This is a genomic window from Pontibacter sp. MBLB2868 (assembly GCF_051904785.1).
Classification (GTDB): domain Bacteria; phylum Bacteroidota; class Bacteroidia; order Cytophagales; family Hymenobacteraceae; genus Pontibacter.
Genome location: NZ_CP196710.1, coordinates 2,198,577 through 2,219,941, shown reverse-complemented (window position 1 = coordinate 2,219,941; position 21,365 = coordinate 2,198,577). Strand labels below are relative to the sequence as shown.

The 21,365-nt window shown below is 41.9% G+C and carries 20 protein-coding genes; 14 read left to right on the top strand and 6 right to left on the bottom strand.

Annotated features, from left to right (window positions below; genetic code table 11):
• Positions 1–128: 128 nt before the first annotated feature.
• The 3 genes from ACSX1A_RS09465 to ACSX1A_RS09455 all read left to right on the top strand — a co-directional run bounded on the left by ACSX1A_RS09465 (position 129) and on the right by ACSX1A_RS09455 (position 2,169).
• Positions 129–605, top strand: a complete 477-nt coding sequence (locus ACSX1A_RS09465; protein WP_439883388.1) for a hypothetical protein — start codon at positions 129–131, stop codon at positions 603–605.
• A 103-nt stretch (positions 606–708) separates the two neighbouring features.
• The gene (locus tag ACSX1A_RS09460; RefSeq protein WP_439883387.1) at positions 709–1,563 is read left to right on the top strand and encodes a potassium channel family protein; all 855 of its coding nucleotides are present in this window, start codon (positions 709–711) and stop codon (positions 1,561–1,563) included.
• A 48-nt stretch (positions 1,564–1,611) separates the two neighbouring features.
• Positions 1,612–2,169: an HD domain-containing protein gene (locus tag ACSX1A_RS09455; RefSeq protein WP_439883386.1), complete on the top strand. Its 558-nt coding sequence runs from the start codon at positions 1,612–1,614 to the stop codon at positions 2,167–2,169.
• Between the two features lie 39 nt (positions 2,170–2,208).
• Here the strand turns inward: ACSX1A_RS09455 and ACSX1A_RS09450 are convergent, their stop codons facing one another.
• Complete coding sequence (locus ACSX1A_RS09450) at positions 2,209–2,400, bottom strand: hypothetical protein (protein WP_439883385.1); 192 nt, start codon at positions 2,398–2,400, stop codon at positions 2,209–2,211.
• Between the two features lie 198 nt (positions 2,401–2,598).
• On the opposite strand from ACSX1A_RS09450, the gene ACSX1A_RS09445 reads away from it, so the two are divergent.
• Complete coding sequence (locus ACSX1A_RS09445) at positions 2,599–3,561, top strand: sterol desaturase family protein (protein ID WP_439883384.1); 963 nt, start codon at positions 2,599–2,601, stop codon at positions 3,559–3,561.
• A gap of 13 nt (positions 3,562–3,574) precedes the next feature.
• On the opposite strand, the gene ACSX1A_RS09440 is transcribed toward ACSX1A_RS09445, so the two are convergent.
• Both ACSX1A_RS09440 and ACSX1A_RS09435 read right to left on the bottom strand, forming a co-directional pair.
• Positions 3,575–4,021, bottom strand: coding sequence for a hypothetical protein (locus ACSX1A_RS09440; protein WP_439883383.1), 447 nt, complete (start codon positions 4,019–4,021; stop codon positions 3,575–3,577).
• Positions 4,022–4,129: 108 nt separating this feature from the next.
• Entirely contained in the window at positions 4,130–5,179 is a 1,050-nt protein-coding gene (locus ACSX1A_RS09435) for a nucleoid-associated protein (protein ID WP_439883382.1), read from the bottom strand.
• A 241-nt stretch (positions 5,180–5,420) separates the two neighbouring features.
• Between ACSX1A_RS09435 and ACSX1A_RS09430 the strand changes: the two genes are divergently transcribed.
• A complete protein-coding gene (locus tag ACSX1A_RS09430) occupies positions 5,421–6,098 on the top strand; it encodes a porin family protein (protein ID WP_439883381.1) in 678 nt (225 codons plus the stop codon).
• Between the two features lie 336 nt (positions 6,099–6,434).
• The gene (locus ACSX1A_RS09425) at positions 6,435–7,820 is read left to right on the top strand and encodes a TPR end-of-group domain-containing protein (protein ID WP_439883380.1); all 1,386 of its coding nucleotides are present in this window, start codon (positions 6,435–6,437) and stop codon (positions 7,818–7,820) included.
• A 21-nt stretch (positions 7,821–7,841) separates the two neighbouring features.
• On the opposite strand, the gene ACSX1A_RS09420 is transcribed toward ACSX1A_RS09425, so the two are convergent.
• Positions 7,842–8,060, bottom strand: coding sequence for a hypothetical protein (locus tag ACSX1A_RS09420; RefSeq protein ID WP_439883379.1), 219 nt, complete (start codon positions 8,058–8,060; stop codon positions 7,842–7,844).
• 144 nt (positions 8,061–8,204) lie between these two features.
• Between ACSX1A_RS09420 and ACSX1A_RS09415 the strand changes: the two genes are divergently transcribed.
• Positions 8,205–8,969: a DUF547 domain-containing protein gene (locus ACSX1A_RS09415; RefSeq protein WP_439883378.1), complete on the top strand. Its 765-nt coding sequence runs from the start codon at positions 8,205–8,207 to the stop codon at positions 8,967–8,969.
• A 98-nt stretch (positions 8,970–9,067) separates the two neighbouring features.
• On the top strand, positions 9,068–9,469 hold the full coding sequence (locus tag ACSX1A_RS09410; protein ID WP_439883377.1) for a hypothetical protein: 402 nt from the start codon (positions 9,068–9,070) through the stop codon (positions 9,467–9,469).
• Positions 9,470–9,604: 135 nt separating this feature from the next.
• Here ACSX1A_RS09410 and ACSX1A_RS09405 read toward each other — a convergent pair whose 3' ends face one another.
• Both ACSX1A_RS09405 and ACSX1A_RS09400 read right to left on the bottom strand, forming a co-directional pair.
• Positions 9,605–10,015, bottom strand: coding sequence for a response regulator (locus ACSX1A_RS09405; RefSeq protein WP_439883376.1), 411 nt, complete (start codon positions 10,013–10,015; stop codon positions 9,605–9,607).
• Positions 9,981–12,893: a PAS domain S-box protein gene (locus ACSX1A_RS09400; RefSeq protein WP_439883375.1), complete on the bottom strand. Its 2,913-nt coding sequence runs from the start codon at positions 12,891–12,893 to the stop codon at positions 9,981–9,983. The genes ACSX1A_RS09405 and ACSX1A_RS09400 overlap by 35 nt, the downstream gene beginning before the upstream one ends.
• 313 nt (positions 12,894–13,206) lie before the next feature.
• On the opposite strand from ACSX1A_RS09400, the gene ACSX1A_RS09395 reads away from it, so the two are divergent.
• The 6 genes from ACSX1A_RS09395 to ACSX1A_RS09370 all read left to right on the top strand — a co-directional run bounded on the left by ACSX1A_RS09395 (position 13,207) and on the right by ACSX1A_RS09370 (position 21,360).
• A complete protein-coding gene (locus ACSX1A_RS09395) occupies positions 13,207–15,441 on the top strand; it encodes a heavy metal translocating P-type ATPase (protein WP_439883374.1) in 2,235 nt (744 codons plus the stop codon).
• Between the two features lie 45 nt (positions 15,442–15,486).
• Positions 15,487–15,699: a heavy-metal-associated domain-containing protein gene (locus ACSX1A_RS09390; protein WP_439883373.1), complete on the top strand. Its 213-nt coding sequence runs from the start codon at positions 15,487–15,489 to the stop codon at positions 15,697–15,699.
• Positions 15,700–16,864: 1,165 nt separating this feature from the next.
• Positions 16,865–18,259 (top strand): undecaprenyl-phosphate glucose phosphotransferase, encoded by a 1,395-nt coding sequence (locus ACSX1A_RS09385; protein WP_439883372.1) that lies wholly within the window; start codon positions 16,865–16,867, stop codon positions 18,257–18,259.
• On the top strand, positions 18,249–19,070 hold the full coding sequence (locus ACSX1A_RS09380) for a WecB/TagA/CpsF family glycosyltransferase (RefSeq protein WP_439883371.1): 822 nt from the start codon (positions 18,249–18,251) through the stop codon (positions 19,068–19,070). Before ACSX1A_RS09385 ends, ACSX1A_RS09380 begins: the two co-directional genes overlap by 11 nt.
• Before the next feature lie 355 nt (positions 19,071–19,425).
• Complete coding sequence (gene rfbF, locus ACSX1A_RS09375) at positions 19,426–20,229, top strand: glucose-1-phosphate cytidylyltransferase (protein WP_439883370.1); 804 nt, start codon at positions 19,426–19,428, stop codon at positions 20,227–20,229.
• A 39-nt stretch (positions 20,230–20,268) separates the two neighbouring features.
• The gene (locus tag ACSX1A_RS09370; protein ID WP_439883369.1) at positions 20,269–21,360 is read left to right on the top strand and encodes an NAD-dependent epimerase/dehydratase family protein; all 1,092 of its coding nucleotides are present in this window, start codon (positions 20,269–20,271) and stop codon (positions 21,358–21,360) included.
• Positions 21,361–21,365 lie beyond the last annotated feature (5 nt).

Sequence of the window (21,365 nt, the reverse complement as noted above, 5' to 3'; positions counted from 1 at the left end):
CGATTTTATATATTTCTTTCAACATAGTAAAACCATTATAGAGAACCGTCGTTTAAGCGTGTTATTGTTACAAAATCGATGTTTCACGAAATGGACCGCTTATGTTAAGGATAAAATTACTAGTTGCCATGCTCACTATAATTGCAGCGATGGTAGAGGAGTTTTCCTTCTTGAAGGCTGAATCCCCCGCACCGAAAATCGAAGAAAAAGTTCTCGATTGGCCTCCAACAGAGGAGACCTCCACAACCTTAGAGTTACCTGCCTCAACCAGAACGCTGACCGTATCAGCCTCTATTTACCACCCAGAGCCAAATCAAACCGATTCCACACCTTATATCACGGCAGACGGCTCCCATATAAACAAAAGAGACCCTAAAAAACACCGTTGGATCGCTGTTTCGCGTGATCTGCACACCAAGTGGGGCGGAGACATCAGTTTCGGAGATTCTCTCTGGGTAACTGGCATTTCCGATGAACTGGACGGATTGTACATTGTGCGGGATCTTATGAACCGGCGCATCCACAAGCAGATAGATCTGTTGGTTGGTAAAAAAGATCACATAATGGGTTATTGGAAAAATGTTCAGATAGCCAAACTGGACTAGCTTCAGTTCTCCCTGTTAAACGAACTACAACTGCTACCGTAACCTATGCAGATAATGGGTAAAGACATACCATTGTTTAACCCAACGAATTTGTATAGCGCCTATGGGTGATAAAAATTTACGAAAGAAAGCAGAGAAGAGACAACTGGTCAGAGTACGGTATGAGTTGTTGGACAGGGTGCAGAACGCGCTGGAGACTCCTCTTATCATACTGGGCTTTATCTGGTTGGTGTTGCTGGTGGTGGAGCTTATTTGGGGGCTTGGGGATGTCCTGCAATTGTTCAGTACGGTTATCTGGGTAATCTTTATTTTAGATTTTATACTTAGGTTCGTACTGGCGCCACACAAGTTACTGTTTTTGCGAAATAATGTGCTTACCAGTATTTCCCTGTTTGTCCCAGCTTTACGACTTCTGCGCATTTCACGGGTCTTCCGGGTAATAGGAACTGTCAGGGCTGCACGTGGACTCAGGCTCTTGAAAGTTGTAGGCTCCATTAACCGGGGTATGCGCAGCCTTGGCAAGGCAATGCAGCGCCGGGCCTTTGGATATGTGCTGGCGCTTACCCTGGTTGTTTCGATAGCAGGGGCGGCAGGAATGTATGCTTTTGAGGGGCAGTATGGCATAAAAACTTATGGGGATGCACTCTGGTGGACACTGATGCTTCTCATTTCCATTGGCAGTGATTATTTTCCGGTTACACCCGAAGGCAGGGTACTGTGTTTACTGCTGGCACTTTACGGCTTTGCAGTGTTTGGGTACTTTACAGCTTCACTGGCCACTTTCTTTATCGATAGAGACGCCGGATCGGAAGATGCTGAAGTGGTAGGAGTTAAACAGGTAAAAGCCCTGCACCTTGAAATTAAAAGTCTGCGGCACGAGCTTCAGACATTGCTAAAGCAAAGCGAACCTCCCGAAAAGCCATCCGATACGCCTATTGATAGCAACAGCACTATTTGATAAAACTAGTAAAATCGATAGTTTAGAGGGTACAAACATCCCATAACAATGACGCGCCAGGAAGCACAGGACATATTAACAAGCATGACCACGAGCGAAAGCCTTTTGCGCCATGCACGCACAGTGCAACTGGTAATGGAGGCATATGCTAGCAAGTTACAGGAAGACACATTAAAATGGAGCATTGCAGGTTTACTGCACGATGCCGATTACCAGGCATACCCGGAACAACACCCGAACGTAATTGTAAAGCTGCTCCTAGAACGCGGAGAAACGGAAATAGCGCATGCCATCTCTGCTCATTATACAAAATGGGGTGTTAGTTATGATACCCTGCTGGATAAAGCCCTGATCGCCTGTGATGAGATTACAGGTTTTATTGTAGCCTGTGCACAGGTGAGGCCACAGCGGTTAGAGGGTTTAGAGTTAAAATCTGTTATCAAGAAGCTAGGCCAGAAAAGCTTTGCTGCGTCAGTTGATAGGGAAGAGGTGCGGAAAGGGGCTGAATTGTTTGAAGTTGATCTAAAAGAGCATATTGCTTTTATTATAGAAGTGCTTCAACAGCACCAGGATGAACTTAACCTGCAGCCGCAAGTAAATGCCTGATGTGTAGCAGGAGTAACTCCAGGTACAGGCTCCTGCTGATCACATACTATAGTCTTTCAGAATCTCCAGTCCCTCTTTGTCGTCTTTGGCTTCAACCACTTCGTCTATCACATATTGAATTTCCTGTTCTGTCCAACCCTCTTGCTCAGCTGCTTTCACAAACTGGTTTAAAGCTGTAAACCTGGAACCTTTGGATGGTAATGTCAATTTAATTGTTTTCCTGATGCGCATTTTCAGTAGTTTTTATACAAAGGTATAAAACTCTTACTTTTGGCAAATACTAATTTCTGTTCCAGAGTAGGTCTACACGCTTTCGGATAAGCTTTTTCCCCATTGTTGCTTAAGCATTTGACCTTGTATTACGCCATGGAGCTAACTCTTTAAAGGGATGCCCGTTGAAATGGCTATACTGAAAGGCTATTGAAATTTATGACCAAGGAGCAGATCACATTAGAAGAACTGAGAGGGATCGATGACCTGACGATCATGCATTATGCCATACCCATCATAATTGTTTCTGTATTGATAGAGTGGGGGGTAGGTATTTACAAAAAACGCGACTATTACCATAAAAAAGACTTTATGGCTGCGCTTACCATAGGTGGGGTTAACACCCTGTTAAGTGGCGCCATAAAGGTATGGCTGTTTGCTGTAGCTATGGTCGTTTATAATCTGGTGCCGTGGTCTGTACCGCGGGTGTGGTGGGGATTTATACTTTGTTTTATTGCTGTTGATTTTTGCCGCTACTGGGCACATAGAATATCCCATGAACAGCGGTTTTGGTGGGCGACGCATGTTACGCACCATTCTTCTCAGAAGATGAATTTCTCTGTTTCCTTCAGAACGGGTTGGACGCAGCACATCAAGTTTGTCTTTTTCCTGCCGGTACCATTTATAGGTCTGGATCCATTTACCTTTTTCATTTGCCACCAACTGGCGGTGCTGTACCAGTTTTTTGTGCACACAGAGCTTGTAAAAAAACTGCCAGCCCCAATTGAGTATATCATGGTTACACCTTCTCACCACAGGGTGCACCATGGCTCAAACCCTAAATATATTGATAAGAATTACGGGTCAACCTTTATTGTCTGGGACAGGCTGTTCGGTACATTTCAGCCGGAAGAAGAACGACCGGTATATGGGCTTACCAAGCCATTGACTTCCTTCAACCCTTTATACTTAGTATTTCATGAGTGGGTAGATATCTGGAGGGATCTGAAACATGCCAGGTCCGGGAAAGAGATGTTTCAGATACTTTTTAAACCACCCGGAGCAATAGTGACGGACTACCAGCGCCGGAATCAGGAACAGGCTTTAGCTTTGGAAACAAGAGAAGAGGAGAAGCCCGAACGTTTACTGAAACAGCCTTCAAATATTTTAGAAGCTACATAAGTTTATGTAGCTTTTAGTAACTCTGTTCCTGTTGGTAGCGTGAGCCCTGTTGCCTGGAGGCAGGGTTGCTCTGGGCTTCTTTAGGAACACCCATTTTCTCCTCACGGCGCTGCTGGTATTGCTGAAACTGGTACGGAGTAAGAATATCTTTGATCTGTGATAACCTTGTCTGATTGATAATATCCATTTGCCTTACCATTTCGCGAGGCTCGGCTTTATACTTATCCTTTGCTTCTTCGGCACTGATCATACAACGCAGGTTAAGTGCCATTAGCTTTTTAGTTTGATCTGGGCTTAGTCGCAAATGGCTTGCCATACTTGCGGTGATCTCACTGGCACGTTCTTCAATTGTTTTTTCGCCTGAGGCCTGGTTAACAGGAGCTTTTTGAGTAGCGGTGCCTTGTGCGAAGGCAGCACAAGTGGCAAATGTAAAAAATATGGCTAAGGTAATTCTTTTCATTTCGTAAATTTTCTTTCTTCAAACAGAGCAGGGCAACAATCGTTCCTGTTTTTGCTATAAAAGAAATTTTATTAGTAATGGGATTTAGGTTCTAGCTTATGGTTAACGTTAACTCTCGCTGTGGAAGTATACTTTATAGAAGTGCATCCCGCGTTCCTGGTCAAAGCCCCGTTCAACATACTGTTCACTTTGCTCCGGGTTATAGCCACTAAACTTGATCTCGATCTGGGTATCAAGCTTTATGAAGTTCCTGAACTTGCGTTTCATGTTACGGACTGTATTCTTGTTAATAGCAAAGTCAGTGAAGCCCTCAATGTCCCGTTCTTCAGCAAAAGCCTGGCTGTAGTTCTTAAAACGCTCTTTTGTCTCCGGCTCATCTATCACACTACTGGTAAACTCTTCCAGGTCAAATGTCTCGCTCTTTGAAAAGTAGTCTACCGACCTGCTAATAAAATCAACCTGTGCTTTTTTACTTTCTGTTTTGGCAAATACCTCTTCCGAAAAATCCTTACAAAGGTTAAGGGCTGTTTTGGTATTAAAATTGGTATCCTTCAGTTCCGATACATTCAGGAAGTCCTCCCTCCAGAATACTGCATCGGTGCTGTTGGCGTCTACTAACTTAACTCTGAAGCCATCTTCTGCTTCTATGTTAAAGATCATGCAGCCCTTGTCAACCCCCTTCAGGTTTACCCCTGAGTGGTAATTCACGTTCAGGTCATCGTCTTCATCCTGGAAGGTCAGGAAAGTATCTTTATTCTCAGATTTAAATATTCCTACAGCCTCAACAATATCATCTTCCATTAAGCAGCCAGAGAAATGCACTACATACAGTTCTCCACTTTTTACTTTAGGATGATCTGACTGCTCATACAGATGATTAAGAATGTGTATGGAATACTCATGAAACTTAGATGGCTCTGTAAATATGAGTGCCGCGTAGGCAAACATTTCATTCAGGGCAATGTCTGAGGTGTGTGTGAACCTGAAAAATTCTTCCTGCTTGAATGGCGAAAGGAAATATTTGAGAAGATGATCCGAAAGTTGCTCATCCCGCAGGTCAACCAGTTCTTTCGCTACAACCACTCCTTCTTCTTTTGCCTTATTACCTACTCTGTGTACTGCCAACTGCTTCAGGCGTACCTGTGTTCTCTCATTCATGTTTGTGGAGTTCAATTAAATGTAAAGGTAAGAATTTTGAAGTGCTCTAAGGAAGCTCCGTTATAAGTATTATTTAGGTAGTTTATACTTGAAAAATTATAAGGTGCTGTAAATCAATAAGGTAAATTTATGTGGCATCTTTTTATAGGATGGAACTTTTCTTTTGGCACGGTTTTTCGAATGTCCACTGCAAGCAGCGCAGCTTTGAAAAGAATTAAAGGACAGGAAAAAGATTACGACCATGAAGAAGATATTTTTACTTATAGCTGTTGTATTAGGGCTGGTAGCCACCAAAGTAAATGCACAGCAACAGCCTATCCGCTTTGGCATCAGAGCAGGAGCTAACTTAGCCGAGTGGCAGGGGGAAACTGTAAACAGTGTACAGGATCTGATGGAGTTTACCAATGGCTCTGTAAGCAGACAAATGCGCGAAGGATTTCATGTAGGCGGTTACCTGACTATACCTGTGGCACCAGGTTTTGAGATTGAACCAGGCCTGCAATACTCCCAAAAAGGTATGAAGCTGACAGGCAAAATACCAATGGAAGGGGTAGAATTTTTAAATGCCGGGGTAACCCTTACAAATAAGGCTGACTATATTGATGTTCCTGTACTGGCTAAGGTATACATTGGCGAAGGGTTTAATATTTTTGGCGGACCACAGGTATCCTACCTGCTATCTAATAAAATTCAAGCTGAGGCCGGCGCATTTGGCATCAATGCCTTAAACCGGGAATGGGACATGAAAAGCGGTTTCAGAGAGTTGGACGTGGCTATTTCCGGCGGTGTGGGGTATCGTTTTGTAAATGGCTTTAACATCAGTGCCGGCTACGACTACGGCCTTACTTCTGTAGATGCAAATAACAACTTCGATACATTCAACAGGGTTATAAAGGCTTCTGTAGGCTATACATTCTAATAACCTGAAGGCTGAACGTCGCTGGGTTTTTTCTATCAAACAAAGAGCTGCAAAACTTATGGGTTGCAGCTCTTTTTTTTTGAGCTAAGGTAAAGTTATCCTCAAGCCGGATGGGCTTGTCTTTGTTCGAACTGTTTTTAACCAAATTGGTGACTGATGTCTGTACAGGAACTAGCATAACAGCTTGAGCAAAGGCTGAACAGCTTTAGCTCAGGCTAACTATGCTTGATATCGTATATACACGAAAGGTTATTTTGCCTGAGCTTGTATCATAAAAAGTCCATGAAAACCCACTATCTGTTATTGTTAAGCCTGGTTATGAGTACCTGTTTAAGTATGAATAGTCATTCTTGCATTGCGCAGAGGCTGGAAACGGGTAAGCTAATACAGCGGGTTCAAACTATAACTGATACCTCACAAAGTTATGCCTTATACTTGCCAACTACTTACGAGCCTTCTGAGCAGTGGCCAATCATCTATATTTTTGATCCTGCTGCCCGTGGAGCACTCGCTGCCTCAAAATTCAGGTATGCTGCCGAGAAATATGGGTATATCGTAGTTGCGTCTAATAATTCCAGAAATGGGGACTGGAGCTATGTTGAAGATGCAATGGCGGCAATGGCTGAAGATACGCATCGGCGCTTTTCTATAAATGAAATGAGAAAGTATAGTAGTGGATTCTCGGGTGGAGCCCGGGCTGCTGTTTACATGGCGCTAAAGACCCGGGAGATAGTGGGTGTTATTGCTTGTGGCGCTGGCTTTCCGCAGGTGATTGGCGGGCCTGCCAACCCTGCCTTTGATTTTGCAGGGATAGTAGGAGACAAAGACGCGAACTACTATGAGCTACATGTTTTATATAATGAATTGGAAAAGCAGCCAGGAAACGAGTTGCTGATCACATTTGATGGTGGGCATCAGTGGCCGGACAGTACATTAGTGGCGCAGGGTGTGGCATGGCTTGAGCTTCAGGCAATGCGTCATAACCTTATTCCACAGAAACCGGCGTTTGTAGCAGAGTATATAAACCAGGTAAAGGAAAAGATTGCGGAAGAGAAGAATCCTGCTGAAAGGTATTTCCTTGTAAAACAGCTTTATAATTCAGTTGTTGGCCTGACTGATGTAACAACCTTGCAGGGCGAGGTGCAAAATCTGGAAAAAAGCGCAGAGGTAAAGCAAGCCTTAACTAAACGCAGGGAAATAGAAGCTTTAGAAGGGGAATTATGGAAAAAATATAGCCAGGCGCTTAGTAGTATAACACCAGCTATTTCAGTAAGTGATACAGTGAATTTGAGCAACCGTTACGACTCTCCGAAGTGGTGGCAGAACGAACTTAAGGATATTCAGAAACGAGCCCTCCGGTTGGATGCTCAGGAGGGTAGCCTGTTGTATGAAAGAATAAAAAGCTACATCTGGATTGCAGCAGTAGAAAGTTTTGAACAGGCCTGGCGTATGGAGCAACTGGACCAGGCACTACAATACCTGCAGATAGCGGGTGTGGTAAGAGCTGATAGTCCGGAACCTTATTTCTACTTAGCCAAAATATATAGCAAGCAGCGAAAGTATAAACAAGCCCTTAAGAGTTTAGAGGAAGCTGTGAAACGAGGCATGACCCGTTATGAACTCATCACAGAAGATGATCTTTTTGAGCCGCTGCAAAAAAGGAAAGGCTACGATGAACTTATAACGCAAATGAGGCGGGAAAGAAATAAAAAGAGCGAGTAGCAAAAACTACCGGTGCTGGTTTTAATGGTGATGATCTTCTTCGGGTTTGCTTACAAAATTCGCAACAGTACCGCCAGTAAAGAACACAGCCCAGCATAAGTACAGCGTCGTAAAGTTTTCAACTGTTTTGTTTAACAGGATCAGGATAAGGTTGGCCACAAGTGTCATGATTAGTCCGGTTGTAGCAACAAACTGGTAAGAATTCATTTCCCTGGGGTCGTATATCTTCGAGAGTTTCATATGCAATTTTAAATTTATTTCAAGCTAACAATATAATCGCAACAGTAGTGCCAAAAATAACCTGTTGCGGCAAAGATAACATAACGGTATCGTTCTTGTTACATACAAATTGGCGCTTTGCGTAATTAAACTATAACATATCTCATGAACAAGTATTTGCCATTCATACTACTACTTTTTTTTAGTTTAACCACTACGATACCAGTGCTGGCTTTGCCTTCCTTTGCTGCTTCGGTGCCTGTTGCTGTACAGGAAAATAATTTTTACAATACTGCATCCGGGTTACTAAAAAAATATGTGAAAAATGGATTGGTAAATTATAAGGAGCTGCAGAAAGACAAGGCTACTTTAGATCGGCTTGTGCAACAAATAGGTAGCTATGACCTAAATAAAGCTTCGAAATCTGAAAAGAAAGCATTTTACCTGAATGCCTATAATCTGCTTGTTTTGCAGCAGGTGCTGGCGCATTACCCTTTAAAGTCGGTGATGGATGTGAATGGCTTTTTTGATAAGCAGCAGTTTAAGGTGGCAGGAGAGCGGCTCACACTGAATGAACTGGAGAAGAAAAAGTTGTTGATACCCTATAATGATGCCAGGATCCATTTTGCCCTTGTTTGTGCAGCAAGTTCATGCCCACCCTTACTGAATGAAGCTTATACGCCACAGCAGGTGGAGTTGCAATTGCAGCAACAGGCCAGGCAAACGCTCCGGAATCCGCACTTTATAAGAATAAACCAAAGAGAAAAAACAGTTTTAATATCCGAGATATTTAAATGGTATGAGCCGGACTTTCTTGCGGAAGCGCCTGCTGTGACGGCCTATATAAACAAGTTCAGGAGTACTCCTCTGCCTGAAAATTATAAGGTCAGTTATTATACTTATGATTGGAGCCTGAATGATTCTAACTAATAAACATTAGTTAGAATATTATGTTAAATGTATATGGCTTGCCCTGAACATGTGGAATGGGTGAGCGTATACTATACAGAAACATAAATTAATGAACCATGCGAAATAAGCGAGAAAATAAAGAAAACGAACATACTGACAACGAATATAAGCAAACGACACCTGATAGTCCGGATAATGTTAACAGTGACTTTAATGAACGAATGACTATGGGGAATCACCCTGACCCATCGGCCAAACGAAATATTGGCCCAAATGGTGAAACCGAAAGGAGAGGTCAGAAGGACAAACTGAAAAACCTGAAGATTGAGGGTGATGAAGTGAGCGGTTACGGTGGAAAAAACCCAAAAAGCACTGAGTCATTTGCACAAGGACCAGGCTTCGAATATGAAGGAAGCGATACTGGTATGGACGATGATGTAGCGGGCGTTCGCCGTGGCGATCAGCCATTTGGTAAGGATAAAGAAAAGCCAGACGACGCAGACTATAGTCGTAGGTAACAACTATAGTTTTGATAAAAACCAGGAGGGGCTCAACATTGAGCCCCTCCTGGTTTTTATGGTATTATAATAGAGCAAGTCGTACCTTATACATGTTCAACCTGTATGCCAACTGGTCCCCAGCTGTGCAGGGTGTTAAACGTTTAAGTACTCCTCCTTAATAATAGCAAGTGTTTCCGGTGACAGGGGCTTTGAGAAAAACTCTTTTACCTCTGAATGGCTTTTGGCACAAATAATATCCTTCCTATCCACGGCGGAAGAGAGCATAAATAAACTACAGTTGCTCGTTGATTCTTTAGGTAACTTCTTGTACTCCTCTAAAAACACCCATCCATCCATACCTGGCATATTTATATCCAGGAAGATCAGTTCCGGAAACTGGTTAGGTTCTAATTCGGCTTTCTGCTGAAGAAACTTTAATGCTTCTTCTGCCCATTCAAAACTTATAACCTCCTGCGCAAATCCTTCACTTGAAATGATGTTTTCACACACGAAGTTGTTAATTAGATCGTCATCTATCAGTAAAACTGTTTTTAATATGCTCATCTACTACACTATTTTTGAAAAATACTTTAAAAACGGTACCAACGTTTACCTGGCTTTCTACTTTAACCTTTCCTCCTAAAAGTTCAGCTTGTGTTTTAACCAGGTGCAGTCCTAGTCCCTTTCCTTCTATGTGAGGATGAAATTTCTTATAAAGCCCAAATATCTTCCTTTTTTGTTTGTCAAGGTCAATTCCAAGACCATTGTCTTTTACAGTTAGACAAGTATAACTGTTTTTTATTGAAGTAGAAATATTTATGCGGAGTTGCCTTTCAGGAGAACTGAACTTTATGGCGTTTATAATAAGGTTATATAGTATGCTGTTCACAAAGCTCCTGATTGCATTAACAGTGGGTGCCTCATCAAAATTGGAGGTTATTACAGCATTTTTGCTATAAATGTCCTGAGATAGCCCATCCACAATATTTGCTAAGATTTCCTGAAAGTGAAGGACTTCAAATGTGTTGGTAATCTGACCACGGATCGTCAAAATATCATTCATATCCCGGATCGTAGCATCAAGAAGCTGTGCGGATCTATTTAAATTATGAAGGACACGCTCATTAAATTCGGATAGATGTTCGTCTCTCTTAAAAATATTAGTTAAGCCAAGTATGTTGGCAATAGGGGATCGAAGGTGATGGGATACAATATAAGCGAATTGTTGTAAGTGCTCATTTTGATTCTGTAACTGTTCTGTTAACAATGCTCGCCGTCCTTCAGCAACTTTTCGTTCTGTAATATCTGCAGCTGAACTGTCTACTCTCACTATATTGCCTTTGCTGTCATACAAAGGAGACTGGCGGAACATGAACCATTTGATCACGCCTTCCTTTGTTACCAGCCGGGTTTCATGTTGAACCTTTTTGCCATCTAGAATAGCGGGTAAAATATGGTTTCTAACATGGCTCAAATCATCCGGATGTACAACTTTAGCCCACAACTTTGCATCCCCTACAAGATCTTTTTCGTGGTAACCTGTTAATTCGGATATTTGGGGACTTATGTATTGCAGGTTAAACTGGGCATCAGAAGAAAAAATAACTTCAGGAATATTTTCTAAGGTTGTTTGAAACCTCACTTTGGCAGCAGTCGCCTCCTGTTCTTTATATTTGAGCTCTGTTATATCTTGCGATGCACCGGAAATACGAATTGGTGCCCCCTCTGCATTACAGATGATTTCTGCAACGGAGTACAAATATTTTATATTTTCGTTTTTGGTAAGTGTCCTGTGCTCAAAGGTCACATCCACTTTAGCTGCCAGCGCATTTTGTAGCTTCTGCTGTACAAAATCAGCATCTTCCGGATAAAAATATTTTAGAAATGAATTAAAAGTCAGGCTTTCGTGATCCACTTCCATTTCATAAATTTTTAAAAGTGATTTTGAAACAGAAAGCGACTTTTTTTCTACATTATATTCCCAACTCCCGATGTTAGCCAGTTCCTGAGCTCTTTTTAGTTGTGCTTCGCTACGCTTGATTGCCTCAACTGCATTGCGCTGTTCTGTAATGTTATGTATACTTAATGCAACTGCCAGAACTTTGTTATCCTTACTAACAGCCGGTCTCAAAGCTATTTCATGCCAACTGTTGCTACAACCTGTTTCAAAAACTACCTCCTTACCCTGCATGGCAAGTGCATGATCTTGTATTAGTTCAGCTTGCTGATCAGCTTCTATAAAATTGAGGATAGATTGTCCTTCTTTAAGCTCTTGTAATAAAAAGCGTTTAACATCCTGCGCAGCAACTTTATTAAAAGATACAATACATAAATTTTCATCCAGCAGGAAAATAGACTGAGGAGAGCTATTCAGCAGAGCTTGTAAATTTGCCTCGTTCCTGACAACACTTTCCTGCGCCTCTTTCTGGAGGGTAATATCTATCAGCGTACCGTTATACAATAGCGTTCCATCTTCTTTTACGGTTGGTAAGCTATGGCCCCGCACCCATTTCCATTTATTCTGCAGTGGGTTCCAAAGCCTTGATTCAATGTTCCAGGGTGTCACTGATTTTACTGAATCTTCGATTGAACGGAATACTATTTCCTTGTCCTCGGGGTGTATTTGCTCAAAAATTATGTAGGGATCCTGGTACAGCTCTTGTTGGGTAATACCATAAATTTCTAAAACACCCTGGCTCATGAAAGGAAAGTTAAACTTGCCCTCCTGATCCACATGAAACTGAAAGACAGCTCCCGGGATACTGGAACTTACTTCCCGCAGTTGCTCTTCCCGTTGTTTGAGCTTTTCTAGTGCCTGTGTCTGTTCCTGCGTATTCATAACAACCGCCATTAGTGGCTGCATGTTGTTGTTCAGGGGCAAGGCATGAGTTTTTACCACCACTTCGAAAATACTGCCGTCTTTTCGCATGTGTCGTGAATCATAGGTTGTCACCACCTCATCCGGGTCCAGTGACTTAAGCATGTTCATAAGCTTAAGCCGTTCCTGCTCTGGTTTGATATCAGGTATGCTTAACTGCTTAAACTCCGCCAGCGAATAACCATACTCCTCCACAGCAGCTTTATTTACATCTAAAATATTTAAAGTATGATGGTCAAAGATCAAAAGCGGGAGCGGGTTGTTATCAAATACTGCCAGGTACCTGTCTTTATTCTCAAGCAGCTCCTTTTGCAACTTTTCTCTTTTGATAATCTCCCTGTTCAGCGCCTGGTTTTCTTGTTGCATGTGTTTAATAACTTTCCAGCACATAACCACAGCGCCGATGGAGGCTGCAGCGAGAGGGAGATAAAACACACTTGCATTTGAAACAGAAGGATATAAACGTGCGCATACAAGGAGGAGTATGATCACGAAGATGGCAAAAGAGAACCCAAGGTAGTTAACTACCTGTCTGTGTGGCTGTGGTTTGTTATCTGTTTTCATGTAAGAAACAGGTGGCGTATAAATAATGAGCGAAGTTATAAAAGCAGCTCTTTATTGGAAAAGTCTGATGGTTGGTCAGGTCTCAGAATAGGTTGGATGCAGGATTATTAAACGAAGTTAGCTATTTCAAGATTAAAAGTAAATTAAATTTTATGGAATTCCCTGATTAGGTTTTCGCACCTGTTCATTCAATGTTTTGATTTGATACCTGTAAAGAGGCCTCTTACCAAATGATGTAAGCATTGCTCAAAATTCTGTAACAGAATAGGAAGGGCTTATAATTACCTTTGTAATGTTAGCAGAAAATAAAACTATGGCGACTGAAAAAGATAAAAATGTTGTAAAAGATACATTCCCGGTAGAGGGAATGACCTGTGCTTCCTGCGCCAACAGCATAGAAAGTATGCTTAAGGCAACAGATGGAGTTGTGGATGCAAGCGTGAATTTTGCCGGTAAAACGGTGCAGGTAGCTTATACACCACGTGTTACAAGTCCTGCTCAACTCCGAAGTACTGTGCAGGAAATAGGCTTCGATATACTTACAGAACATAAGACGCAGGAAGAACTGGAAGAGCGACAGGCGGCTACATTGTCTGCTTTGAGAAAAAGAACGATTGTAGCCGGTTTGCTGGCTGTTCCGGTTTTCATCATGGGCATGTTCTTTCATGACACCTTTGCCTGGGGCAATTGGTTTATGCTGGCTCTTACAACACCGGTACTGCTTTGGGCAGGGCAACGGTTTTTTGTGGGTGCATGGGCTCAGGCAAAGCACCTTCGTGCTAATATGGATACACTGGTGGCCCTCAGTACAGGTATAGCCTTTGCTTTCAGTGTTTTTAATACAGTATACCCTGAATTCTTTCTGAAGCGCGGTTTGATGCCCCATGTCTATTATGAGGCAGTTGCAGTGATAATCGCTTTTATATTACTGGGTAAATACCTGGAAGAAGGAGCTAAGGACAGAAGTTCTTCCGCGATCAAGAAGTTAATGGGTTTACAGCCTAAGACCGTTAGAATTTTAAGGGATGGAACAGAGCTGGAGATCAAAATAGAGGAGGTAAAAGTGGGCGACAGGGTTGTGCTGCTGCCAGGAGATAAGGTACCAGTGGATGGAGAAGTGGTTGCCGGAACCACATACGTTAACGAGAGTATGCTAAGCGGAGAGCCATTGCCGGTGCATAAACAACCGGGGGATGTATTATATGCAGGTACCATTAACCAAAAAGGAAGCTTGCAGTTAATTGCCCGTAAAACAGGTGGCGAGACAATGCTGGCGCATATTATAAAGCTGGTGCAGGAAGCACAGGGAAGTAAAGCCCCCGTTCAGAAACTAGTGGATAAGATCGCAGGTATTTTTGTGCCGGTAGTTCTGGGAATTGCTATTCTAACCTTTGCCGCCTGGTACTTTATTGGTGGAGAGGCCTATCTAACAGAAGCACTGCTTTCCACTATTTCGGTGCTCGTGATCGCCTGCCCCTGTGCCCTGGGACTGGCTACGCCAACAGCTATAATGGTAGGAGTAGGCCGTGGCGCGGAACTAGGAATTCTTATTAAGGATGCTGAAAGCCTGGAGCATGCCCACAAGTTGAAAGCTGTTATACTTGACAAAACAGGTACTATTACCATTGGTAAGCCATCTATAACTGATGTGATTTGGGCTGGATCTGTTGCAGAACAAGAGGAACTTGAACAGCTTTTTTTCTCCATGGAAGCGCAGTCAGAGCACCCAATTGCACAGGCTATTTATACTTTCTACAAAGAGCAGGGTAAAAATGCCATACAACCCGATCATTTCAACAGCCTTACAGGGCTGGGTATAGAAGCTGATTTTAAAGGTCAACGGTACTATGCAGGCAATGCGAAATTATTGAACCAACATGGTATTAAACAAACAGATGACTTGACTCAGGCTGCCAGGCAGTTACAGGAAAACGCAAAAACCGTTATTTACTTTTCTGATGCCACAGAGGTGCTTGCTGTTTTTGCTGTGAGCGACCCAGTGAAGTCTTCTGCTGCTGAAGGTATTAAAGCGATGTTAGAGGCAGGGCTTGAAATCTATATGCTAACAGGTGATAACAAACAAACAGCGGCTGCAGTAGCCAGGCAAGTAGGAGTGGAGCATTTTCAGGCAGAGTTACTTCCGACTGATAAAGCGAATTTTGTTAAAGAGTTGCAAACTAGAGGTAAAGTAGTAGCCATGGTAGGGGATGGCATTAATGATGCCCAGGCAATGGCTACAGCCGACGTAAGTATAGCTATGGGGCAGGGAACGGATATTGCAATGGATGTGGCAGGGATTACCCTTATGCGTTCGGATTTAACACAGGTTGCTAAGGCCGTAAATTTATCCCGTGCTACTGTCCGGACAATCAGGCAGAACCTATTTTGGGCATTTTTTTATAACCTGATCTGTATACCTGTAGCAGCAGGCCTGCTTTACCCTTTCACAGGATTTTTATTGAATCCTATGATTGCGGGTGCTGCAATGGCGTTAAGTTCTGTATCGGTAGTAACAAACAGCTTGCGACTTAGGGCAAAGAACATATAAATTTAAAGTGTGTTAATTATGTTAAATATAAAAAAGCAATAACTTATGAAGACGTATAAATTTAAAACAACGATTAATTGTGGAAGCTGTGTAAAAGCTGTAACACCGCACCTGAGCAAACTGCAGGGAGTAGAGGAATGGCATGTTGATACCCAGAACCCTGATAAAATACTTGAAGTCAAAACGGATTCAGTGGAAGCACAAACAATAAAGAATATTGTTGAAAAGGCAGGCTTCAAAGCAGAGCTAGTCAGCTAAGGTATACTCCATAACACTCAAAAGCCAGGTTGCCAGAAGGTAGCCTGGCTTTTGAGTGTTATACGCTGTGTAAACAAGTTTCCATGTAGCTTTATAAAGCTAAAAGACTAAGTGGCACGTTAACATATCTGCCTATTCAGCAGCTTAGTTTTTGTTTATTACTACTTCCTTCTCTCCAACTGTGCTACAGCCACTCCAAAAACCTGCATACATTTTTTATTCAGTAAGTCTAATATCAAAAGATTGACACCTTCGCCATGCAGGAGCCTCCCAACTTGCTCACGATCCCTGCCTTTAAACACAAGAGACACTGGAACTGCGGATGCTCTTTTCAGGACATTCTGCACCCTAGTATCCAGTATTGAGCCCTTCCTTTGGGGCTAACACAGGATATTATTTGTTGGATAAGGTTTTAGTTGTAAAAGCTTTTCTGAAAGTATTAGCTAGAAACCATGTAACTGGTTGTAATTCAGTATTATGAGGTTAGCGGTGACAGCTGTTTTAGCTTTTTTATCTCTAAAAGTTCATGCTGTAACATCTTGCTTTAGTATAACTATTTCAATAATTAATTTTTATATATAAATCAAACTGCTATATCTTATTTATTTATTTTTTGTTAAATGATAAGTAAATGAGGGTACTGTAATTGTATAAAAATAAGTGCTGGATACATATTGATTACAGATCCGATTAACACAAATATTGAAATATATTTTAATTTATATTATCATCATTGATTATGTGTAAGTATAAATGGTCAGTATAGTGCAAAGTGTTATTATTGCATTAATTAGCTTTAAATTGAGGTTTTGTTGTATTTAATATTAGTGAAATAGGCTATAAGTAACTATATGAATATATAAGTATGTGTATTTTCTAATATTATAAAATCAAGTTTTTTTAATTAATATCAATAAAATCATAAACCTTCGAAAGCTTCAGACGTAATTTAATGTGTTGCCGCCAATGGAAAAAATATAATTAGGCTAAAGCAATATCGCATTAATTAAAACTACAGTATTTAACTTTTTTTAGGTTAGTGTTCATTGATCCATAAGACGAATTAAACTTAGGCCTTGTTCACAGTGGAAATTGAAGAAAGAGGGAAAGCAGTGAAACAAACAAGTTCTTTTAGTTTATGAGAAAATAACTACGCATTTATACCATGAATAAATATCGACACTACTATAGTTTCAACAGAGTATTTTTGTTGATTCTGGATATCACCCTAATCACATTTGCCTTTAAGCTTTCAAACCTGTTCCGGTATGGTAATCTTGAATTTGATTATCAGTACAGCGTTTTCTTTGTGCTGTTTGCACTGGTTTGGTGGATTGTATCAGGCTTTTCTAACTTTATCTTCAGGATAGATGGTCTTTTCTCCTTCGATAAGAAGATGGCAAATATGATCAATGCATTTATCCTGCATGCATTTCTGCTGGCTAGTTGCATTGTGATCTTTAACTTAGAGCAACTATCCCGCTTACTATTACTTTACACGTACCTTTCTACGGCCCTACTGATCGGCATTAGCCGACTGGTGATGGAGCAGGTTTCAGGATATTTTACTAAATCTGACATGGCCCACACACGCTACGTTATTGTAGGTGCTGGTTCTGCCGCAACGGCATTGCACCAGACCCTGAACGCAAACGATAACCTGGGTACTAAATTCATGGGCTTTTTCGATGATAAAGTTGATAAGTTAAGTCCTTATTACAGCCAGGTGCGGGGCGGCCTTGCCGACCTGAAAGAGTACTGCCTGCAAAACAGCATAGATGAGATCTATTATACTCTCCCGTTAACGGATAAGGAGCAAGTGGATGAACTGGCTGAATTTGCTGAAGATAACTTTGTGTACTTCCGTATAGTTCCTGATTTCAGTGCCATTGTTGAGAGAGACATGAATATGTACTTCTACCACAATGTGCCAATGTTAAGCATACGTAAAGAACCCCTTGAGATTGCATCTAACAGGGTAGTGAAGCGTGTTTTTGATATTGTCTTCTCATTGGGTGTAACACTATTGATCTTCCCGTGGTTAATGCCGCTAATTGCTCTTGCAATCAGGATTGAATCAAAAGGACCAATATTCTTCAAGCAGCTCAGACCTGGTAAGAAAAACAGATTGTTCGTATGCTACAAATTCCGGACAATGCGCGTGAACAACAACACAGAATTGCAAGCTTCAAAGAATGACCCTCGTATTACCAGGATAGGAGCCTTCCTGAGAAAGACAAGTTTAGATGAACTGCCGCAGTTCTTTAACGTACTATTCGGAGATATGTCTGTTGTCGGACCTAGACCAAACCTAGTGTCACAGCTTGACCATTATTCTAAAGTGATTTCAAAGTATAAATCACGCCATTTCGTAACTCCTGGTATTACAGGATATGCGCAGGTTAGTGGCTACAGAGGTGAGACAAAAGAGTTAAGATTAATGGAAAAGCGCGTAGAGTATGATGTACAATACATTGAAAACTGGAGCTTTATGATGGATATGAAAATAATATTCCTGACAGTATGGAATATGATTAAAGGTGAGAAGAATGCATACTAGTAATACAATTATAAATAAGCCTACTACAGCCGAACCACCCTTAAAACGAAAACGCAGACTATTAACGTCGCTGATCTCGGCTGGCACATTCAACGACTTTATAAACCATATTTTCTGGTTAACTGAAAACAAAGCTTCCTCTTATGTGTGTTTTGCAAATGCGCACATGCTGGTAGAAGCATATCAGAACCAAGAGTTCAATACTTTATTGAATAATGCAGATGTGGTAACTCCTGACGGAGGCCCGCTTTCCAAACTGATGAAAATGATCTATGGGGAAGAGCAGGATAGAGTTGCCGGTATGGATGTACTTCCAAGGCTTCTGCAAGAGGCTGCGGCACGTGGTAAATCGGTTTACTTCTATGGCTCCACAGACCAGGTATTGGAAGCAGTAGTGACGAAAGCAAGAAAGGATTTGCCAGAACTAAATATAGCAGGTTCTTATTCACCTCCTTTCCGAAAGTTATCGGAGGCAGAAGATGCTGCCATTGTAGATAATATTAACCAAGCTAACCCGGACTTAGTTTTTGTTGCACTAGGATGTCCGAAGCAGGAACGCTGGATGGCTGATCACAAAGACAGAGTTAACGCTTGTATGTTAGGAGTAGGGCAGGCCTACATGACCTATGCCGACCTTGAGAAACGTTTACCGGAATGGGCCAGAAACTTATCCCTGGAATGGACCTACAGGCTGTGGCAGGAGCCGCGCCGGCTTTGGAAACGTTACCTGATCACCAATAGCATGTTCGTTTACCTGACACTCAGATCCCTTTTTAAGCAGCGTACAGAGACATTGCAGCTATCAGAATAAACGGCTGGTAACATTTCACCAGTACATTATCAGCAACATTATTAATGCTTCGTTCAAGGCTACTTCAGCCACATACAATTTATCCCACCGTTCTAAATTTAATTATTTCCCCTCTGCTTTTAGTATGGCTTAGGCTTGTTAGCCTAATCTGTTGATAGATATGTGCTTAAAAGCATGTGGTGCTTAGGAAGGTAAACAAAGAGTGCAGAGGCAATAATAAAAATTTAGTAAAAAAGAGAAACAAGAAACATCGAAATATAGCGATTAACGTATTGTACAAAATAACTGATAAAAGCAGTACAATTAACATATCAGTTAATGTTTATACATCAACCCTAATAAAACCCTTATAAAGATGAAAGCAGTTATACTTGCAGGCGGCTTTGGAACAAGAATAAGTGAAGAAAGCGGGGTTCGCCCCAAGCCAATGGTTGAAATTGGCGGAAAGCCGATCCTGTGGCACATCATGAAGATCTATTCACATCATAATATTAATGAATTTGTTATCTGCTGCGGCTACAAAGGCCATATCATAAAAGAATATTTTGCTAACTATTGCCTTTATAATTCTGATGTAACTTTTGATATGCGCACAAACAGCATGGAAGTACACCAGAATAATACAGAGTCATGGAAAGTAACCCTTGTGGATACAGGTGAAGGGACTATGACTGGCGGCCGCTTAAAGCGTGTTAAGGACTATATCGGAGATGAAACATTCTGCCTTACTTATGGTGATGGTGTGAGCGATGTGGACGTTTCTGAATCCATCAGATTTCACAAAGAGCAGGGTACATTGGCAACCCTAACAGCTGTACAGCAACCAGGGCGTTTCGGTGCCTTTAACCTTTCTTCGGGCGTTACCAAGATCAATCAGTTTAAAGAGAAACCAAAAGGAGGAGATATGCCATGGATTAATGGTGGCTTCTTTGTACTTGAACCGAATGTACTGGACTATATCGAAGATGACAATACTATTTGGGAGCGGGATCCACTTGAAAGATTAGCAGAAGAAGGAGAGCTTTCGGCTTATAAGCATACTGGTTTCTGGCAGCCCATGGACACGCTACGAGACAAGCATGTGTTGGAAGACCTGTGGCAAAATGGCGAAGCACCATGGAACGTATGGCGCAAAATGCTTTCTAAGGCAGTAAACTAATCATAGATCACAATCCTTTAACTTTAATACTCTTTTGTCATGCAAATATTAATAACCGGTAATATGGGATATGTAGGCCCTGGCGTAGTAAGCCAGTTGCGCAAAACATATCCAGAAGCTACTCTTATAGGCTATGATATGGCCTACTTTGCATCATGTTTAACAAATTCCCTTGTTTTGCCTGAGAGCAAACTGGATAAGCAGCTGTTCGGCGATGTCCGAAACATCTCTGCTGAAGTGTTGCAGGGTATTGACGCTGTAGTACACCTGGCAGCTATATCAAACGACCCGATGGGTACGCGATATGAAGATATAACAATGGATGTAAATTATAGATCCAGCGTGAAAATTGCTCAGTTGGCCAAGGAGGCTGGTGTAAAAAACTTTGTTTTTGCATCTAGTTGCAGCATGTATGGCGCTGCCGAAGATAGTGCCAAAACTGAGGATTCTACTCTAAACCCACTTACTGCTTATGCCCGTTCTAAGGTAGCTACCGAGAAAGAGCTGATGCCTTTGGCAGGCCACGGTTTTACAATTACCTGCCTCCGCTTTGCAACGGCATGCGGTATGAGTGAACGCCTTCGCCTTGACCTGGTACTGAACGACTTTGTAGCCGGAGCTGTGGCTACCGGAAAGATCAATATTCTTAGCGACGGCACCCCATGGCGTCCACTTATACATGTAAAAGATATGGCGCGGGCAATAGAATGGGCCGTAACGCGTGAACCATCTAATGGTGGTGACTTCCTGGCTGTGAACACTGGCGCTAACCAGTGGAACTATCAGGTAAACGAACTTGCGGAGGCTGTTGCAGATGTCATTCCAGGCACTGTAGTTACAGTCAACAAAAACGCTGCACCGGACAAGCGCTCATACCGTGTAAACTTTGACCTGTACAAGAAGCTTGCTCCAGACCACCAGCCACAATACAGCTTGAAAGAAGCTATTATGGAGCTACGTGACGGACTGATAGAGATGGAGTTTAAAGATGGTGATTTCAGAAATTCACTGCTAATGCGCCTTAAAGTTCTGACTAGTCTGCAGGAACACGGTAAGATGAATGAGCAGTTGGAATGGGAGCATCAGACAAATAAAATGAAGTCAAAGCAATCTGAATTACAAACAGCATAAAATCA

Excerpts from the sequence above, each read along its gene's own strand:
- ACSX1A_RS09385 (WP_439883372.1), top strand. The coding sequence starts at position 16,865 with ATGAATAAATATCGACACTACTATAGTTTCAACAGAGTATTTTTGTTG.
- ACSX1A_RS09450 (WP_439883385.1), bottom strand. The coding sequence starts at position 2,400 with ATGCGCATCAGGAAAACAATTAAATTGACATTACCATCCAAAGGTTCC.
- ACSX1A_RS09455 (WP_439883386.1), top strand. The coding sequence starts at position 1,612 with ATGACGCGCCAGGAAGCACAGGACATATTAACAAGCATGACCACGAGC.
- ACSX1A_RS09460 (WP_439883387.1), top strand. The coding sequence starts at position 709 with ATGGGTGATAAAAATTTACGAAAGAAAGCAGAGAAGAGACAACTGGTC.
- ACSX1A_RS09390 (WP_439883373.1), top strand. The coding sequence starts at position 15,487 with ATGAAGACGTATAAATTTAAAACAACGATTAATTGTGGAAGCTGTGTA.
- ACSX1A_RS09465 (WP_439883388.1), top strand. The coding sequence starts at position 129 with ATGCTCACTATAATTGCAGCGATGGTAGAGGAGTTTTCCTTCTTGAAG.
- ACSX1A_RS09410 (WP_439883377.1), top strand. The coding sequence starts at position 9,068 with ATGCGAAATAAGCGAGAAAATAAAGAAAACGAACATACTGACAACGAA.
- ACSX1A_RS09430 (WP_439883381.1), top strand. The coding sequence starts at position 5,421 with ATGAAGAAGATATTTTTACTTATAGCTGTTGTATTAGGGCTGGTAGCC.
- rfbF (WP_439883370.1), top strand. The coding sequence starts at position 19,426 with ATGAAAGCAGTTATACTTGCAGGCGGCTTTGGAACAAGAATAAGTGAA.
- ACSX1A_RS09425 (WP_439883380.1), top strand. The coding sequence starts at position 6,435 with ATGAATAGTCATTCTTGCATTGCGCAGAGGCTGGAAACGGGTAAGCTA.
- ACSX1A_RS09380 (WP_439883371.1), top strand. The coding sequence starts at position 18,249 with ATGCATACTAGTAATACAATTATAAATAAGCCTACTACAGCCGAACCA.
- ACSX1A_RS09435 (WP_439883382.1), bottom strand. The coding sequence starts at position 5,179 with ATGAATGAGAGAACACAGGTACGCCTGAAGCAGTTGGCAGTACACAGA.
- ACSX1A_RS09445 (WP_439883384.1), top strand. The coding sequence starts at position 2,599 with ATGACCAAGGAGCAGATCACATTAGAAGAACTGAGAGGGATCGATGAC.
- ACSX1A_RS09440 (WP_439883383.1), bottom strand. The coding sequence starts at position 4,021 with ATGAAAAGAATTACCTTAGCCATATTTTTTACATTTGCCACTTGTGCT.
- ACSX1A_RS09405 (WP_439883376.1), bottom strand. The coding sequence starts at position 10,015 with ATGAGCATATTAAAAACAGTTTTACTGATAGATGACGATCTAATTAAC.
- ACSX1A_RS09395 (WP_439883374.1), top strand. The coding sequence starts at position 13,207 with ATGGCGACTGAAAAAGATAAAAATGTTGTAAAAGATACATTCCCGGTA.
- ACSX1A_RS09400 (WP_439883375.1), bottom strand. The coding sequence starts at position 12,893 with ATGAAAACAGATAACAAACCACAGCCACACAGACAGGTAGTTAACTAC.
- ACSX1A_RS09420 (WP_439883379.1), bottom strand. The coding sequence starts at position 8,060 with ATGAAACTCTCGAAGATATACGACCCCAGGGAAATGAATTCTTACCAG.
- ACSX1A_RS09415 (WP_439883378.1), top strand. The coding sequence starts at position 8,205 with ATGAACAAGTATTTGCCATTCATACTACTACTTTTTTTTAGTTTAACC.
- ACSX1A_RS09370 (WP_439883369.1), top strand. The coding sequence starts at position 20,269 with ATGCAAATATTAATAACCGGTAATATGGGATATGTAGGCCCTGGCGTA.